The sequence below is a fragment of the Bacillus sp. MD-5 genome (genome assembly GCF_002201875.1).
Taxonomy (GTDB): domain Bacteria; phylum Bacillota; class Bacilli; order Bacillales; family Bacillaceae; genus Bacillus; species Bacillus stercoris.
This window is the reverse complement of record NZ_CP021911.1, coordinates 1,230,795-1,246,010: the sequence shown is the minus strand read 5'-3', so window position 1 is coordinate 1,246,010 and position 15,216 is coordinate 1,230,795. Positions and strand designations below refer to the sequence as shown.

Genomic DNA, 15,216 nt, shown 5'->3' with positions numbered 1-15,216 from the left:
AAAGGAAAACGAGAGCAAGATGAGAATTTGATGAGAAACCTTTAGTCTTCATAGACAATGTTAGCTACCTTTCCTGTGTAGGCATTGATCTTCACTGTCGCTTCTTTATCATCAGGAAGATCAACATCCACTTCAAAGATGAGAGTGCCCTCACTTTCTTCGAGATCTGCGTCATCCGCTGTCCCGCCCGTTTCTCGCTCTGCAATTATTTTGGCTTCTTTTTTCGTAATCGGTGTTTTTTGTTGATCTTTATTGCTGATTTGATCGGCAGACAAGACTGTTTTTGCCTGCATATCTACCTTCACTTCGTATGTTTTTCCGCCTTCTTTTTGAATGATATATGTGGCAACGCGATTCTTGTGTGTTCGTTTTTTGACCGTACCCGGCACCCGCTTAAGCGCGAGATGCTCGGCTTCTTTTTCTGTCATAACAGATGGATTCATCGCTTTTACTCTATTCATTGAAAGAATGTCAGCTGATGTTGCGTCAGCTTTTATAAAATAAGTTCCCTTGGGATTTTCAAGGGTCATCTCATATGTTTTTTTATCCTTTGACTGTGTTGATTTCGTGACCTTGCCTTCATAAGAGGCTTCGACTTTTTTTATGACAGCCTCCTTTGACAGTACGTCCTCGTGGGTTTGCCGAATGATGAGAAACGTACAGATGGTAAAGGCTAAAACTGCTACTGCAGCAAAAGATACTGCTTTTATTGGTTTGTTCATCGGCCTCCCCCATTCTGTTCGCTGAATTGCATGGTGACAGCTGTTCCTTGTCCCGGCTTGCTTTTGACAGACAGCTCAATGCCATGCTCATCGGCGATTTGCTTGGCAATGGAAAGGCCTAAACCCGTTCCGCCGGTTTTTCTGTTCCGTGCCTCATCTGCCCGGTAGAACCGTTCGAACAAATGCGGGATATGTTCCTCAGGTATCCCGATACCTTCATCCCTTACTGACAGAAACGGCTGTCCATCCTTCGTTCCGGCTGATATCACAATGGCTTTTTCACTATACTTTATGGCATTATCGAGCAAAATGGTCAGCAGCTGCTTGATGCGTTCTTCATCAGCTGTTACAGGCAGGCTCTCTTTATCTGTTTCGAGTAAAATGTCGCGCTGATAGACAGGCTGGAGCGTTTGCGTGACGGCGCGCGACACTTCAATCAAATCGATTGTTTTCAGATCAACCTCGAGTCCTTGATGGCTTTTGGCCAGCGCCAAAAGCTGATTGGCCAGTTTCTTCATATGCACCGCTTCTGAGTGAATGGCTTCTATCGATTCCTCAAGCACTTCCGGCTTTTTTGCCCCCCATCGCTTCATCAGGCTGCTGTAACTTTCTATAATGGTGAGCGGAGTTTTTAATTCGTGTGAAGCATCTTGAACGAATTGCTGCTGTTTATCGTAGTGCTCTTTCAGCATCATCGCCATCTCATTAAATGTCAGCCCCATTTGATACAATTCATCGTGCGACTGTCCTTCTAAAGAAATCGTTTTGAATGCTTTCTCTCGCTGTATGTCTCTCATGGTCATCATTAATCGTCTGATCGGATTGATAATACGGCGGGCGAGCAAGCTGCCGGCAAAAAAAGAAGCGATGCAGACAGCGGCACTTGCAGCGATTAAGATGATTTTCAACAGAAACAGGCTCTCTTCTGTATTCTCCTGCCTTTCCACCAATTGAAGAGAAACCACTTGTCCATCGGTCCAAATCACCGGAATTGCAGCCTCAGCAAACAGCTTGCCGTCATGTTTCCTCACATCTGCCATTTCCCCGCTGTGAAAAGAGAGGGGAAAATCTTTATACGCTTTTTCTTTTGTGATCGTCATGACGGCTTTTTGATTACCATTCACTACACGCACCATGCCATTTGCCGGCAGGTAGGCCTGCAGCATATCCTGCATAGCCACTCCTTCTGTTTCAGCAGCATGCAGCGCTTCGGCCATGTTATCCGTCTCATCAGCAAGCCGGGCAGCATCCTTTGATGTCAGCGCAGACGAAAAAATGAGATATACTGCGGTATGAACCAAAATTAATAAAATTAACAGTGATATTGATGTGTACAGATGAATCTTGGTCTTCAGCTTCATCGTTTACCCCTTAATGGCATAGCCGACCCCGCGAATCGTATGGATCAGCTGTTTTTCGTAAGGATAGTCCAGTTTTTTTCTGATGTATCTTATGTAGACGTCTACGACATTTGTATCACCGATATAATCAAATCCCCATACCGCGCTTAGAATTTGCTCCCGTGTCAGCACTTGCTGCGGATGCTTTAGCATATAGACGAGCAAATCAAATTCCCGCGGCGTTAATTCCACCTCTTTGTCTCCGCGTCTCACTTCACGGGTTTTTTCGTTCACCCGTATATCGTCATATGTAAGAAAGGTGCCGATTTCTTCCGTTTTTGTTCCATTTTGACGCAGCGCCGCCCTGATTCTCGCAAGTAATTCCTCGATTTCAAACGGCTTGGTGACATAGTCATTCGCACCGATATCCAGACCTGTTACCTTATCAGGAATGCTGTCTCGCGCCGTTAATAAAATGACCGGTGTCTGTTGATCCGTTTTTCTCAAGCGGCGCAGCACTTCCAGTCCGCTAAGCCCCGGCAGCATGACATCAAGAAGCACCAAGGAATACCCGCCTTCCGCGGCCGCATTCAGGCCTTCTGTTCCATTGTGTTTAATGGTCACGCCGTATCCTTCATATTCCAATTCAAGCTGCAGAACCCTGGCGATTTTTTCTTCATCTTCCACAATTAATATGTGTCCTTTGTCCAAATGTGATCATCCTCTCCTGTCCCTATATGAAAAAAATGATTTCGTTGTTTACAAAATGATTCTTATCATCTATTATGATGTCAAAATAAAAAATTGTATACGGAAAGCACTAGGGGTGCTGTTTTGGCTGAGATAAAACGCGGGAGAATCGCGTTTTGATCCCTTATGACCCGATCTGGATAATACCAGCGTGGGGAAGTGCAGGTTGACCGAATGGTGTATTTTTTTGTGCGCTTAATCGATCTATGACTGCATATTCCCTTAGGATATGCAGTTTTTTATTTTATCCAAAAAACAGGAGGCTTTTAGAAATGGAGCATATGTGCGGTACAAGCAGAATCGCCGGTTTTCGCTTCTCTTTATATCCGATGACGGATGATTTTATCAGTGTGATCAAGTCTGCGCTGAAAAAAACAGATACGTCCAAGGTTTGGACGAAAACCGACCATATCAGCACGGTGTTACGCGGATCGATTGATCATGTATTCGATGCCGCAAAAGCCATTTACCTTTATGCAGCAAACAGCGAGACACACATCGTCATGAGCGGCACGTTTTCCATTGGGTGCCCGGGCGACACTCAGGGAGATACATATATTTCCAAAGACAATAAGCGTGTCAATGAAGATGCTGTCCGAGGCTTGAACGCGGAAGCGCCGTGCCAATTTGCGCTTTATCCAATGAATGAGCCGGATTATATGGGATTGATTATGAAGGCTGTCGACATCGCAAAAGCCCAAGGTACTTTTGTACAGGGTGTCCATTACGCGAGCGAGCTTGACGGGGATGCCCATGACGTATTCAGAACATTGGAAGCCGTTTTCCGCATGGCTGAGCAGCAAACAAACCACATCACCATGACTGTGAATCTTTCGGCTAACAGCCCATCAAGAAAAAACAGAAAGCAGGGATAACATGAAAAGCTGGAAAGTAAAAGAAATTGTCATCATGTCCGTTATCAGTATCGTATTTGCCGTTGTTTATTTATTATTTACACATTTCGGAAACGTGCTTGCAGGTATGTTTGGGCCAATTGCCTATGAACCGATTTACGGCATTTGGTTTATCGTTTCGGTCATCGCCGCATACATCATTCGAAAACCGGGTGCGGCGCTCGTTTCTGAAATCATTGCCGCTCTCGTTGAGTGCCTGCTGGGAAATCCGTCTGGCCCGATGGTCATCGTCATCGGCATTGTTCAAGGACTCGGGGCTGAAGCTGTATTCCTTGCAACACGCTGGAAAGCATACTCTCTCCCTGTCCTTATGCTGGCCGGAATGGGATCTTCAGTAGCCAGCTTTATCTACGATCTCTTTGTTTCTGGCTATGCAGCCTATTCATCAGGTTATCTGCTCATTATGCTTGTGATCCGCCTCATTTCCGGTGCGCTCTTGGCGGGGCTTCTCGGAAAAGCCGTCAGCGACTCTCTCGCTTATACAGGTGTGTTAAACGGAATGGCACTCGGAAAGGAACTGAAAAAGAAACGGAAGCGGGCGTCAGAACATGCAAGCCTTTGACGAGCTTCTGACAGTTGACCAGCTCAGCTTCTCTTATGAAGAAGACGAAAAACCGGTTTTTCAAAATATTTCGTTTGAGCTTCAAAAAGGAGAATGTGTTTTATTGCTAGGCCCCAGCGGGTGCGGTAAAAGCTCGCTCGCCCTTTGTTTAAACGGTCTATATCCGGAGGCTTGCGACGGCATTCAGTCCGGACATGTCTTTCTATTTCAAAAGCCGGTCACAAACGTTGAAACCACCGAAACGATTGCTCAGCATGCCGGGGTCGTTTTTCAGGATCCTGATCAGCAGTTCTGCATGCTGACGGTGGAGGACGAAATCGCTTTCGGGCTGGAAAATCTGCAGATTACAAAAGAAGAAATGACAGAAAAAATCAATGCCGTATTAGAAAAATTACGTATTACCCATTTAAAAGAAAAAACGATATCCACCCTTTCAGGAGGACAAAAGCAGAAAGTGGCTCTCGCCTGTATTTTGGCGATGGAGCCTGAGCTTATTATTTTAGATGAGCCGACTTCTCTATTAGACCCTTTCTCAGCGCGGGAATTCGTTCATCTGATGAAAGATCTTCAGCGGGAAAAAGGTTTCAGCCTCCTCGTCATTGAGCATCAGCTTGATGAATGGGCGCCTTGGATTGAGAGGACGATCGTGCTCGATAAATCAGGCCAAAAAGCGCTGGATGGCCTGACGAAAGATCTATTTCAGCACGAAGCGGAGACACTAAAGAAATTGGGCATCGCAATTCCAAAGGTCTGCCATCTGCAGGAAAAGCTGAGTATGCCGTTTACTTTATCAAAAGAAACGCTGTTCAGAGAGCCCTTTCCTGCCGGGCGTGCCGAAAAGAAGGAAACTCCTTCTGGAAAGAGTGTGCTCGAAGTCCGCAGCCTTTCGTTCGCGAGAGGACAACAAACGATTTTCGAAGACATCAGCTTTTCATTGCGCGAAGGCTCTTTGACGGCGCTTGTCGGCCCGAACGGCACTGGAAAATCGACGCTCTTATCTGTTCTGGCCCGTCTTATGAAACCGCAAAGCGGCAAAATCCTTCTCTATGATCAGCCGCTGCAGCAATATAAGGAAAAAGAATTGCGTAAACGAATGGGATTTGTTTTTCAAAACCCTGAGCATCAATTCGTCACCGATACGGTGTATGATGAGCTGCTGTTCGGCCAGAAGGTAAATGCTGAAACTGAGAAAAAAGCGCAACACCTGCTGTATCGTTTCGATCTTGCCCATTTGGCTGATCATCATCCGTTTGCGGTCAGCCAAGGGCAAAAACGGCGACTGAGCGTTGCTACCATGCTCATGCACGACGTAAAGGTTTTATTATTAGACGAACCAACCTTTGGCCAGGACGCCCGCACGGCGGCTGAATGTATGGAAATGATTCAGCGCATTAAGGCAGAGGGAACCGCTGTCCTCATGGTTACACACGATATGGAGCTAGTCTCTTCGTATGCTGACAGCGTGCTTGTGCTTCACAATACAGGCTTGGCCTTTGATGGATCTCCAGTGCAGTTGTTTTCTCAAGAAACAGGGCTTGCCCAAAAAGCAAAGCTCACCCTTCCCCTTCTATATGAATGGATGGCATATCAAGAGGAGGTGCGCGATGAAGCAGCCGTTACATCTCATTAATCCAACTGTAAAAGCGGCGGCGGTTTTTTGTTGTGTTGTCATGCTGTCGTTTATTTACAACCCTTACACTCCGGCGTGTTTTTATATCATCATCGTTGCGGGTGTTCTATTGGCGGCCGGAATCCCATTGAAAAAATGGTTGTTGTTTACAATTCCGTTTTTGATTTTAGCATTCGGATGCGTATGGACAGCCGCCGTTTTTGGAAAGGTGCCGACAACACCGGATAATTTTTTGTTTCAAGCAGGCCCTATCTCCATTAACAGCGATAATGTGTCTGTCGGCATCTCCCTTGGGTTTCGTATTTTATGCTTTTCCGCCTTATCGATGATGTTTGTTTTTACAACCGATCCGATTTTATTTATGCTGAGCCTTGTCCAGCAGTGCAGGCTCTCACCAAAGCTCGCGTACGGTGTCATTGCAGGCTTTCGCTTTCTTCCGCTGTTAAAGGATGAGATCCAGCTGATTCAGCAGGCTCATAAAATCAGAGGAGGAGCGGCGGAGAACGGCATCATTAAGAAAATCAGTGCGTTAAAACGATATACCATACCGCTATTGGCAAGCGCCATCAGAAAAGCGGAACGGACAGCGCTTGCGATGGAATCGAAAGGTTTTACAGGAAGCAGAAACCGGACATATTATAGGAAATTGAGCGTGAACCGGCGCGACTGGGTGTTCTTTTGCCTCGTTCTCTTATTATTCGCGGGATCTTTTCTCGTATCTTTATGTTTCGCATCATAAAAAATCCGCTATCTGAGATAGCGGATTTTTTTATTGATGATAGTTTAATGCTTGGGCAAGATTGGTTTTAATGGTGATATTTGAAAAATCAATTCCCAGCTGTACAGCGGTTTGCGCAATCTCAGGCCTGATTCCTGACAGGGTTGACCGGACACCGATCAGATTAAGCGCCTCAATCAATTTAAAAATCTGGTGCGCCACCATCGTATCCACTACCACAACACCTGACAGATCGATTAACAGATGCTCCACGCGTCTTTTTGCACAAGCCTGAAGCGTGTTTTCCAGAATAAACTTGGCCCGTTCGGTATCGATGTCACCGACAAGCGGCAGCAGAGCTGTTGATTTGCTAAGGGTAATGACGGGTGAGCTTAATTCCAATATCATTTCTCTCTGGGCGTTTAATTGCTGCTTAGCATTCATTTCAGCGTGATCAACGAATGTATAAATGGTGAAATCAAATACTTTTACAATCAAATCAGCCCATTTTTGCTTCTCTCCCGGTTCAAATGCTGACTCATTTTCTTCTGCGAACTTCTCAAAATACTTCGTATATAATCTCCGGTTTCTCATAAACTCTCGAATGACATACTGAACCGGTGTGTCGAGATGCTTTTGATCATTCGTCAGCTCAATGACCCACTCTTGAAATTCTTCGAGAAATTGTTTTTCCGGTAAAACATACATGTAATTCAGATGCCGGTAAAATTCTCTGTCCTGCTCTTTCAATTCTTCCGTTACTGTTGCATTATGTAAGGCGTAAAGCGAATTCGGATCACTTTCCTCCATCGTTTCTATCCATTCCTCGGCCATTTGCTCCACATGTTCTGAAAAAAACGCATATAATTTTTCATTCAGTTTCATCACACTGCTCCTTTCCCCAACACCATTATAACTTGACTGCCAGCTAAATCCCAGTCATACACGCTGAAGCCATCCAATATTTTGAAAATTACTAATTCTTTGGTGTGTATCCTATTTTTTCAAAATGCTTCAAATGGCTCTGTCCGATCGGTTGTTTTTTTCATATAATATGAGGCAACACCCTTGAATCCACTTGAAAGCATAAAAAAGGAGGGCTTTTTTATGAATGGTGAAATCCGCTTGATCCCGTATGTGACGAATGAGCAGATCATGGATGTAAACGAGCTTCCTGAGGGTATTAAAGTGATTAAGGCGCCAGAAATGTGGGCAAAAGGGGTAAAAGGCAAAAATATTAAAGTTGCTGTATTGGACACGGGCTGCGACACGAGCCACCCTGATTTAAAAAATCAAATCATCGGCGGGAAGAACTTTACGGATGACGATGGTGGCAAGGAAGATGCGATTTCCGACTACAACGGACACGGCACACACGTCGCCGGAACGATCGCAGCTAATGATTCAAACGGAGGCATTGCCGGAGTCGCGCCTGAGGCAAGCCTATTGATTGTGAAGGTTCTTGGCGGCGAGAACGGCAGCGGACAATACGAATGGATCATCAATGGCATTAACTACGCGGTGGAACAGAAAGTCGATATCATCTCAATGTCCCTTGGCGGACCAAGTGATGTGCCGGAGCTGGAAGAAGCCGTGAAAAACGCGGTCAAAAACGGAGTGCTTGTCGTGTGTGCAGCGGGAAATGAGGGTGACGGCGACGAACGCACAGAAGAGCTTTCCTACCCTGCGGCTTATAATGAAGTGATTGCAGTTGGATCTGTTTCTGTAGCGCGAGAATTATCAGAATTTTCTAACGCGAATAAAGAGATTGACCTTGTAGCACCAGGAGAAAACATCTTATCCACTCTTCCCAACAAGAAGTACGGTAAGCTTACCGGCACTTCAATGGCTGCCCCTCATGTCAGCGGTGCGCTTGCTTTAATCAAAAGCTATGAAGAAGAATCATTTCAAAGAAAGCTTTCAGAATCTGAAGTTTTCGCACAGCTAATCCGCAGGACACTTCCTCTTGACATTGCAAAAACGCTGGCAGGCAATGGATTCCTGTATTTAACAGCTCCTGATGAGCTCGCAGAAAAAGCAGAGCAATCACATTTGTTGACCCTATAAAATTATTTTTCTTATATAATAAGCCCCAAATCATGTAAATAAAATTTCAAATTCTATGTTGACAATGAATTTGAATTACTGTTAAGATTACCAACAAATGATTCAACTTTTCAAAAAATTAATAACATTTTCTCTTATCGAGAGTTGGGCGAGGGATTGGCCTTTTGACCCCAACAGCAACCGACCGTAATACCATTGTGAAATGGGGCGCACTGCTTTTCGCGCCGAGACTGATGTCTCATAAGGCACGGTGCTAATTCCATCAGATTGAGTCTGAGAGATGAGAGAGGCAGTGTTTTACGTAGAAAAGCCTCTTTCTCTCATGGGAAAGAGGCTTTTTGTTGTGAGAAAACCTCTTAGCAGCCTGTATCCGCGGGTTAACGAGAGTGTTTTACATATAAAGGAGGAGAAACAATGACAACCATCAAAACATCGAATTTAGGATTTCCCAGAATCGGACTAAACCGAGAATGGAAAAAAGCACTTGAAGCGTATTGGAAAGGCAGTACTGATAAAGATACGTTTTTGAAGCAAATTGACGAACTATTTTTATCCGCAGTAAAAACACAAATTGACCAGCAGATTGATGTTGTGCCTGTTTCTGATTTCACACAGTATGACCATGTACTCGACACAGCCGTCAGCTTCAACTGGATTCCGAAACGGTTCAGGCATTTGACTGACGCTACCGATACATACTTCGCCATCGCCCGCGGAATCAAAGACGCTGTATCTAGTGAAATGACAAAATGGTTTAATACAAATTACCATTACATCGTTCCGGAATATGACGAGAGCATTGAATTCCGTCTGACAAGAAATAAACAGCTCGAAGATTATCGCCGCATCAAAGAGGCATACGGTGTTGAAACAAAGCCTGTGATTGTCGGCCCTTATACATTTGTTACGCTTGCTAAAGGCTATGAACCGTCTGAAGCAAAAGCGATCCAAAAACGTCTTGTGCCATTATATGTACAGCTTTTGAAAGAACTTGAAGAAGACGGCGTAAAATGGGTTCAAATTGATGAGCCGGCGCTCGTTACCGCTTCTAGCGAAGATGTCCGCGGCGCAAAAGAATTATTTGAAAGCATTACAAGTGATCTTTCATCCTTGAATGTGCTTTTGCAGACGTATTTTGATTCTGTCGATGCTTATGAAGAGCTGATCTCTTACCCAGTTCAGGGAATTGGCCTTGATTTCGTTCACGATAAAGGGAGAAACCTGGAACTGCTTAAAACACATGGCTTTCCGACAGACAAAGTGCTGGCAGCCGGCGTTATCGACGGACGCAATATTTGGAAAGCAGATCTTGAAGAGCGTCTCGATGCCGTTCTTGATATTCTCAGCGTTGCAAAAGTTGATGAACTGTGGATTCAGCCTTCAAGCAGCCTGCTGCATGTTCCAGTAGCGAAACACCCCGATGAGCACTTGGAAACAGATCTATTGAACGGATTATCCTACGCAAAAGAAAAGCTGGCCGAGCTGACAGCTTTGAAAGAGGGATTAGTATCAGGAAAAGCGGCGATCAGCGAAGAGATTCAGCAGGCTAAGGCTGATATCCAGGCGCTTAAACAGTTTGCAACAGGCGCCAATTCTGAACAAAAGAAAGAGCTTGAGCAATTAACTGATAAAGACTTCAAGCGTCCGCTTCCGTTTGAAGAACGTTTAGCCCTGCAAAATGAATCTCTCGGCCTTCCGCTTTTGCCGACGACAACGATCGGCAGCTTCCCGCAGTCTGCTGAAGTGCGGAGCGCACGCCAAAAATGGCGGAAAGCTGAGTGGTCCGATGAACAGTATCAAAACTTTATCAATGCGGAAACAAAAAGATGGATTGATATTCAGGAAGAATTGGAGCTTGATGTCCTTGTTCACGGCGAATTTGAACGGACAGACATGGTCGAATACTTCGGTGAAAAGCTGGCCGGTTTCGCCTTCACTAAATACGCTTGGGTTCAATCATACGGATCACGCTGTGTACGCCCGCCAGTCATTTACGGAGATGTTGAATTTATTGAACCGATGACAGTGAAAGACACAGTCTATGCACAGTCATTGACTTCCAAGCATGTGAAAGGAATGCTGACGGGACCTGTTACAATCTTAAACTGGTCTTTCCCTCGAAACGACATTTCGAGAAAAGAAATCGCCTTCCAAATCGGGCTTGCGCTTCGCAAAGAAGTTAAAGCGCTTGAAGACGCAGGCATCCAAATCATTCAGGTCGATGAACCAGCGCTGCGTGAAGGCCTTCCATTGAAAACCCGCGATTGGGATGAGTATTTGACTTGGGCGGCAGAAGCATTCAGATTAACCACTTCTTCCGTGAAAAACGAGACGCAGATTCATACACATATGTGCTACAGCAACTTCGAAGATATCGTTGATACGATCAATGATCTTGATGCCGATGTGATTACAATCGAACATAGCAGAAGCCACGGAGGATTTTTAGATTACTTAAAAGACCACCCGTATTTGAAAGGGCTTGGCCTTGGTGTATATGACATTCACAGCCCTCGTGTGCCGTCAACTGAAGAAATGTACAACATTATTGTTGAGGCGCTTGCCGTCTGTCCGACTGACCGCTTCTGGGTAAATCCGGACTGCGGATTGAAAACAAGACAGCAGGAAGAAACGGTTGCCGCATTGAAAAACATGGTTGAAGCCGCAAAACAGGCGAGAGCACAGCAGACACAGCTAGTATAATTTTTAAAAAACCATCTGCATTTAGCAGGTGGTTTTTTCTATAATACAGCCACAATCGGTTTCTCATTTTAGCAAATCCCCCAAATACTTTGTTTATTTTGCACTTTTTTAAGAATGTTCTTTGCATTCTTTTCGGCTATACTAATAACACTCTATTGACAGGAGGGATTGGGATGAATCATGAAACGTTCTTAAAACGGGCTGTCACTCTCGCATGTGAAGGGGTGAATGCAGGTATCGGCGGGCCTTTTGGAGCTGTTATCGTGAAAGACGGAGCCATTATTGCAGAGGGCCAGAACAACGTCACAACAAACAATGATCCGACTGCCCACGCTGAAGTTACAGCTATTCGGAACGCTTGTAAGGTGTTAGGGGCATACCAGCTTGATGACTGCATTTTGTATACGAGCTGTGAACCATGCCCAATGTGCTTGGGCGCCATCTACTGGGCCCGGCCGAAAGCCGTTTTCTATGCAGCGGAGCATACAGACGCTGCCGAAGCCGGGTTTGATGATTCATTCATTTATGAAGAAATTGATAAACCCGCTGAAGAAAGAACAATCCCCTTTTATCAAGTGACTCTGACAGAGCATTTATCCCCGTTTCAAGCATGGCGGGATCTTGCCAACAAGAAAGAATATTAAAAGGATCAGGCATGCACGGCCTGATTCTTGTTATTTCTCTAAGTAGCCGCTATGCCCTGTGCAAATCCAAAACAGCAGTCATATACGCCAATTCAGCACGGCAGACACCGCACCAGCCGCCCGCTTCACCTGTAACTTATCAGGCTTCAAACGCTGTGATCGCTTCTCTGACATTTTATCAATCATCTGTGCCCCACCCCTATCCCGTTCCGCGTCAATTCATCATGCATAAGTCTGAATCCATTTATAAGACATGTTTCAGACCTCGAGAAAAATCATGCCCGCTCTGTTTGCTTCCACACAAAAAACATCCTGAGAGTCTCAGGATGCCGGTTATTATTTTAATTCTAGTTTCACATCAACATTTCCTCTGGTTGCCTTGGAGTAAGGGCAGAATTCATGAGCGGCGTTGACAAGCTCTTGTGCCTTTTCCCGGTCTAAATCTTTCGTGTTCACAACAAGTGTGACACCGATTTTAAAGCCGCCGTCGCTCTCATCCTTCATGAGGCTGACCTGCCCTTCAATCTCCGAATCAATTTCGATATTTTGCTCTTTGGCCACATGTTCGAGCGCGCCGCCGAAGCATGCAGCATACCCTGCCGCAAAGAGCTGTTCCGGATTGGTGCCGGTTTGTCCTTCTTTTTTCGCGTTTGGCATCACAATATCAAAATCAAGAACACCGTCATCTGACTTAATATGTCCTGCCCGTCCGCCTCGCGCGGTTACTTTTGCTGTAAATAATGCCATTTGTATTCAGCCTCCTTATTTATATCTAGTTGTTATATTTCCCTTTCTGATCTTTTTAAACATGCTATGTTTGCCGAGAATAGGAAAAGTGAAGTTTTTCAGATACAATAGAATCGAATGACAAAAAGAGTTGGTGAACAAAATGGAAAATAAATTTGATCATATGAAATTGGAGAATCAGCTTTGTTTTTTGCTATATGCGAGTTCGCGGGAAATGACAAAGCAATACAAGCCGCTGCTTGATAAGCTGAATGTAACATACCCTCAATATTTGGCTTTGCTTTTGTTATGGGAACATGAAACCCTTACTGTCAAAAAAATGGGCGAGCTGCTGTATTTAGATTCAGGGACACTTACTCCAATGCTTAAACGAATGGAACAACAGGGTTTGATTATGAGAAAAAGATCTGAAGAGGATGAGCGATCCGTGTTGGTCAGCCTGACAGAGGACGGAGCGTTATTAAAAGAAAAAGCGGTTGACATTCCAGAGACGATTCTAGGGCTCTCAAAGCTATCTGGAGAGGATCTAAAACAGTTAAAGTCCGCTCTATATACATTGTTGGAAACACTTCATTAAAAAAATTGAGGATGCCCTGTGCGGGGCATCCTCTTTTTATTTATTCAACAACTTCAAGCGTCACTTCAATATTTCCGGAGGTTGCTTTTGAATACGGGCAGACGCCGTGCGCTTTTTTCACAAGCGCCTCCAATTCTGATGCACTGACTCCTTCTCCTTTTACTTGCAGCGTCACACCCAGCTTATAGCCCTGGTCCGCTTCATCCTTTAACAGGCTGACATTCGCTGTAACCTCTGTCTCTACTTTTACCCGTTCTGTTCTTGCGACAAGCTGCAATGCACTGTCAAAGCAAGCTGCATAACCCGCTGCAAAGAGCTGCTCTGGATTTGTCGCTTTTTCTAATTTCTTTGCTCTTGGTGTTCCCGGCATTGCGACATCAAGCTCAAGAACGCGGTCTGATGAAATGACCTTTCCTTCTCTTCCTCCTACCGCTGAAACAGTTGCTGTAAATAATGGCTGACTCATTTTTTTATCCCCCTAATATCTTTTGTGCAATTAAATTGTACACAATCTATTTTGTAATGTCAATTTTTTGCCGCATAAAAAAAGCTTATCCCGTAACGAGATAAGCTTCTGTATCAAATATTTCCCCGCTATTCGCGGATTTGCCCAGTTCCTTTAATGATGTATTTAGTAGAAGTCAGTGCAGGAAGCCCCATTGGCCCTCTTGCATGAAGCTTTTGCGTGCTGATGCCAATTTCGGCTCCATAGCCGAATTCAAAGCCATCAGTAAAACGGGTTGACGCGTTATGATAGACAGCGGCAGCATCGACAGCCGTTTGAAAATAAGCCGCGTTTTTGTCATTTTCAGTTAATATCGCTTCAGAATGATTGGTGCCGTATTGTTGGATATGCTTCACAGCTTCTTGGACGTTCTCAACCGTCTTTACGCTGAGGACAGGCGCTAAAAATTCAGTTTCCCAATCTTCTTTTGATGCTTGTTTGCTTGAAGGGTGAAGTTCACATACAAGTTCATCACCGCGAATTTCAACTCCCGCGTTTTCCAGCTGGGCCAGCAATTCTTTCCCGTGCTGTCTTGCCCATGCCTTGTGAATCAGCAATGATTCAATCGCGTTGCATACGGAAGGGCGCTGCGTTTTGGCATTTACGACAACCTTTTCTGCCATTTGCGGTTTAGCCGTTTCGTCGATGAATATATGGCAGTTTCCAGCTCCCGTTTCTAATACAGGAACTGTTGATTCTCTTACAACGAGATCAATCAGTTTCTTGCCTCCGCGCGGAATCAATACGTCTAAGCCATCATTTAACGTAAAGAGCTCTTTTGCTGTCTCTCTGCTCGTATCCTCAATCAGCTGCACAGCGTGAATCGGAAGCGCTGATTGCTCAAGTGCTCTGTGAATGACACTGACGAGCGCTTTGTTGCTGTGGATGGCTGAGGAGCTCCCCCGCAGAACAACCGCGTTCCCTGTCTTCAGGCAAAGGGTAGCCGCATCAACTGTGACGTTTGGCCTCGCCTCATAAATCATTCCTACGACACCGAGCGGCACACGGATTTTTTCAATAAACAGGCCGTTTTCTTTTTCAATCGTTTCAAGAGAGTCGCCGACCGGGTCCGCTAAGTCGATTAAGAGCTCCACCGCGTCCGCGATATCGCGTATACGTTTCTCATCCAGCGTGAGACGGTCAATGATGTCCGGTGTTAAACCATTCTCTTTTCCGTTCTCAATGTCTTTTGCATTCTCCGCCAAGAGAAAATCCAGTTCTTTACGGAGTCCGTTTGCAATGAGACTGAGCGCTTCATCCTTCTCGACTGTTGTTTTCATGATCATTTCGGCTGCTGCTTCTTTCGCCTGCTTCGCTTTTACAGAAACTTCACTCAT

15 protein-coding genes and 2 riboswitches are annotated in these 15,216 nt (G+C 45.1%); of the genes, 8 read left to right on the top strand and 7 right to left on the bottom strand.

Annotated features, from left to right (window positions below; all coding sequences use genetic code 11):
• Nucleotides 1-41: 41 nt before the first annotated feature.
• Genes CDO84_RS06240 through ykoG form a run of 3 tightly spaced genes read right to left on the bottom strand, consistent with a single transcriptional unit; the run spans nucleotide 42 to nucleotide 2,773 of the window.
• A complete protein-coding gene (locus tag CDO84_RS06240; protein WP_040083329.1) occupies nucleotides 42-722 on the bottom strand; it encodes a PepSY domain-containing protein in 681 nt (226 codons plus the stop codon).
• The gene (gene ykoH, locus CDO84_RS06235; RefSeq protein WP_040083330.1) at nucleotides 719-2,083 is read right to left on the bottom strand and encodes a two-component system sensor histidine kinase YkoH; all 1,365 of its coding nucleotides are present in this window, start codon (nucleotides 2,081-2,083) and stop codon (nucleotides 719-721) included. The genes CDO84_RS06240 and ykoH overlap by 4 nt, the downstream gene beginning before the upstream one ends.
• A 3-nt stretch (nucleotides 2,084-2,086) precedes the next feature.
• Nucleotides 2,087-2,773 (bottom strand): two-component system response regulator YkoG, encoded by a 687-nt coding sequence (ykoG, locus tag CDO84_RS06230; protein ID WP_040083331.1) that lies wholly within the window; start codon nucleotides 2,771-2,773, stop codon nucleotides 2,087-2,089.
• A 101-nt stretch (nucleotides 2,774-2,874) separates the two neighbouring features.
• A riboswitch (TPP riboswitch) is annotated at nucleotides 2,875-2,987 on the top strand.
• A 97-nt stretch (nucleotides 2,988-3,084) separates the two neighbouring features.
• On the opposite strand from ykoG, the gene thiU reads away from it, so the two are divergent.
• From thiU to thiX, 4 genes are read left to right on the top strand one after another with little or no spacing between them, the layout of a single operon-like run.
• Nucleotides 3,085-3,687, top strand: coding sequence for an HMP/thiamine ABC transporter substrate-binding protein ThiU (gene thiU, locus CDO84_RS06225; protein WP_040083332.1), 603 nt, complete (start codon nucleotides 3,085-3,087; stop codon nucleotides 3,685-3,687).
• A 1-nt stretch (nucleotide 3,688) separates the two neighbouring features.
• Entirely contained in the window at nucleotides 3,689-4,288 is a 600-nt protein-coding gene (locus CDO84_RS06220; RefSeq protein ID WP_014663711.1) for an ECF transporter S component, read from the top strand.
• Nucleotides 4,275-5,918, top strand: coding sequence for an ABC transporter ATP-binding protein (locus CDO84_RS06215; protein ID WP_040083333.1), 1,644 nt, complete (start codon nucleotides 4,275-4,277; stop codon nucleotides 5,916-5,918). Before CDO84_RS06220 ends, CDO84_RS06215 begins: the two co-directional genes overlap by 14 nt.
• Nucleotides 5,893-6,657 carry an HMP/thiamine ABC transporter permease ThiX gene (gene thiX / locus CDO84_RS06210; protein ID WP_040083334.1) on the top strand — a complete coding sequence of 255 codons (765 nt, stop codon included), beginning with the start codon at nucleotides 5,893-5,895 and terminating at the stop codon, nucleotides 6,655-6,657. The genes CDO84_RS06215 and thiX overlap by 26 nt, the downstream gene beginning before the upstream one ends.
• A 30-nt stretch (nucleotides 6,658-6,687) precedes the next feature.
• Here the strand turns inward: thiX and rsbRB are convergent, their stop codons facing one another.
• Nucleotides 6,688-7,521 carry an RsbT co-antagonist RsbRB gene (gene rsbRB, locus CDO84_RS06205; protein ID WP_003232560.1) on the bottom strand — a complete coding sequence of 278 codons (834 nt, stop codon included), beginning with the start codon at nucleotides 7,519-7,521 and terminating at the stop codon, nucleotides 6,688-6,690.
• Nucleotides 7,522-7,743: 222 nt separating this feature from the next.
• On the opposite strand from rsbRB, the gene isp reads away from it, so the two are divergent.
• The 3 genes from isp to guaD all read left to right on the top strand — a co-directional run bounded on the left by isp (nucleotide 7,744) and on the right by guaD (nucleotide 12,050).
• Nucleotides 7,744-8,703 carry a serine protease Isp gene (gene isp / locus CDO84_RS06200; RefSeq protein WP_014479598.1) on the top strand — a complete coding sequence of 320 codons (960 nt, stop codon included), beginning with the start codon at nucleotides 7,744-7,746 and terminating at the stop codon, nucleotides 8,701-8,703.
• Between the two features lie 131 nt (nucleotides 8,704-8,834).
• Nucleotides 8,835-8,990: riboswitch (SAM riboswitch) on the top strand.
• Nucleotides 8,991-9,117: 127 nt separating this feature from the next.
• Nucleotides 9,118-11,406 carry a 5-methyltetrahydropteroyltriglutamate--homocysteine S-methyltransferase gene (gene metE / locus CDO84_RS06195; RefSeq protein ID WP_040083335.1) on the top strand — a complete coding sequence of 763 codons (2,289 nt, stop codon included), beginning with the start codon at nucleotides 9,118-9,120 and terminating at the stop codon, nucleotides 11,404-11,406.
• A 173-nt stretch (nucleotides 11,407-11,579) separates the two neighbouring features.
• Nucleotides 11,580-12,050 (top strand): guanine deaminase, encoded by a 471-nt coding sequence (gene guaD, locus CDO84_RS06190; protein ID WP_040083336.1) that lies wholly within the window; start codon nucleotides 11,580-11,582, stop codon nucleotides 12,048-12,050.
• Nucleotides 12,051-12,386: 336 nt separating this feature from the next.
• Here the strand turns inward: guaD and CDO84_RS06180 are convergent, their stop codons facing one another.
• Entirely contained in the window at nucleotides 12,387-12,797 is a 411-nt protein-coding gene (locus tag CDO84_RS06180; RefSeq protein WP_014663700.1) for an organic hydroperoxide resistance protein OhrB, read from the bottom strand.
• Nucleotides 12,798-12,939: 142 nt separating this feature from the next.
• Between CDO84_RS06180 and ohrR the strand changes: the two genes are divergently transcribed.
• Entirely contained in the window at nucleotides 12,940-13,374 is a 435-nt protein-coding gene (ohrR, locus tag CDO84_RS06175) for an organic hydroperoxide resistance transcriptional regulator OhrR (RefSeq protein WP_040083337.1), read from the top strand.
• 40 nt (nucleotides 13,375-13,414) lie between these two features.
• Here the strand turns inward: ohrR and CDO84_RS06170 are convergent, their stop codons facing one another.
• Nucleotides 13,415-13,840 carry an organic hydroperoxide resistance protein gene (locus CDO84_RS06170; protein ID WP_014663698.1) on the bottom strand — a complete coding sequence of 142 codons (426 nt, stop codon included), beginning with the start codon at nucleotides 13,838-13,840 and terminating at the stop codon, nucleotides 13,415-13,417.
• Nucleotides 13,841-13,968: 128 nt separating this feature from the next.
• On the bottom strand, nucleotides 13,969-15,216 hold the full coding sequence (proA, locus tag CDO84_RS06165; protein ID WP_014663697.1) for a glutamate-5-semialdehyde dehydrogenase: 1,248 nt from the start codon (nucleotides 15,214-15,216) through the stop codon (nucleotides 13,969-13,971).